Source organism: bacterium (genome assembly GCA_024224155.1).
Lineage (GTDB): Bacteria > Acidobacteriota > Thermoanaerobaculia > Multivoradales > JAHEKO01 > CALZIK01.
Map to the genome: position 1 here is coordinate 1 of JAAENP010000076.1, position 1725 is coordinate 1725.

Below are 1725 nucleotides of genomic sequence, written 5' to 3' on the forward strand. Positions count from 1 at the left end.
AAACGAAGACGACAACGGCGATACACCACTCAACGCGCACTCTTCACCACAAACGGGCACGGCAGAATACGGCAAAGCAGAGCAGCTAACTACCGAAAGCCATGCGAGCAACTGCGTGAACGCGGCGTGGGCAGTCGCAATCGAAACGGCCGTCCGACCAGAACGTGTCGGAAAGGGCCTGCGACCACTCACGCCACCCGAACCGCCGCACGAGTCGAAGCTTCGTCCGGAGCAGTCCGCCTCCGCGTCTCGAGGGACGGCGTGACTGTCGTCGGGGCAAGGCCTCGAATCGCACGGGCGATGCTTCTCGTCATCAAAACCTTCTTGGCCAACAAAGGTGGCTTCTTTTCTCTTCTCGGGTGCCCCAATTTGCGCGCCAGCCACAGTGACTCGCTCTTTCGTTCCTACAGAGCCGCGGGCTAGGCTAAGAACATTTCTTTTTCTTGCCGGCTCTCCCTTCGCGCGCTTAGCATCTTTTGTCACCCGGTTTTTCGGGGGTCCGTGCTGTTTGTTGGGCTGCCCCTGCTCAAACCCAAACCCAGAACCAGCCTCGCAAGGCGTCGCCGGTAAAGGCGCAGACTCGGATAAGGTGGGCAGCTCGGCCGGACATTCTTCTCGTTTCTTCTTCTGAAAACTCGGAGAAGCATCGCGAAAAACCTCGGGGCGCGAAGCGCCGGCGGAAGAGCGCGAAGCGCTATCGGCGTGAGGGCGCGAAGCGCGAACGGCATCTGGGCGCGAAGCGCCGGAGAACGAGGGCACGGAAGACGAAACTGAACCACGAGAAGGCAGGCATGGACGAACGTCGTTGGCGATCTCGTCGACCATCTTCGTCAACATGACCAAATCAACGCTCGGCGGCGGACACCGGCAGGCGGGCAGAATCGGGACGCCGTTGTCGAGACGAAGCGGAATCAAATCATTCGTCGGCGAAAACAACTGCGGACCAGACAAACCCCACTCGAACCGGTAACCGCTCTCGATCAACTCAGACAGGGCGAGTAAGGACGGCGCGCCGGGGATGATAATCGCAAAGACCGGGCCGAGCGGACTACTGACGAACGCGCCAGTCCGGACGGTCACGGCACCCTTCGCGGTCATCACCTCAAACGGTCGATCGAGCACCGTCGTCGAACTCACCGGCGCCTGGCCGATCACGTTGCGGGAGGCACCGCAGTCGATAACCCACTCGTTGGGCGACGCGGTGGGAGACGGACCCCGGGACGGCTTGCGATGCCGCGCCCCGGCGGCCCGCACGACAACGGCTGTCGCGCGGCTGGTCTCCGGAGAGATGCGGGCTAACAACAACTGCCCGAGCGACCTGGCAAGCAAGTCTTCGGAAGCAGCGGTCGACGACGAAGCGGCACGGCGGCCGGAGCGCGAGGCGGACGGACCGACGGTGGACACGGCAGCGTGCGTCGTGCTCGCGTCGTGGTCCGTCGTCCAACCCCTATCGCGCACACCCTGGCCTAACACCGACCAACCCCTATACTGACTCGACTCCGGGTTCGCCCAGCAGTTGTCAGCGGAATGGCCGGAGCGCCGGCAGTGCGAACACGTAGTCGCATCGTTGGCCGGGCCTTTGCCGAACTTCGCCTTGCCATCGCCCTTTCCTTTTCCTTTCTTCCCGCCTTTCTTCGCACCAGGGTTCGCCGACTCGGTCGGGTCTCTCGCCTCTCGGTCGTTACCCTTGCCTTTTCGCTTTCGCTTGTCCTTTCCGCCCTTTCG

Annotated in this window: 1 protein-coding gene; it reads left to right on the forward strand. The window is 62.6% G+C overall.

The genetic code is table 11. The features are described from left to right. The first annotated feature begins 1018 nt into the window (after nucleotides 1–1018). A complete protein-coding gene (locus GY769_04285) occupies nucleotides 1019–1492 on the forward strand; it encodes a hypothetical protein (protein MCP4201133.1) in 474 nt (157 codons plus the stop codon). Nucleotides 1493–1725 lie beyond the last annotated feature (233 nt).

Bases quoted from the DNA above. Each gene is read 5' to 3' on its own strand.
- GY769_04285 (MCP4201133.1), top strand. From the start codon at position 1,019: ATGATAATCGCAAAGACCGGGCCGAGCGGACTACTGACGAACGCGCCA.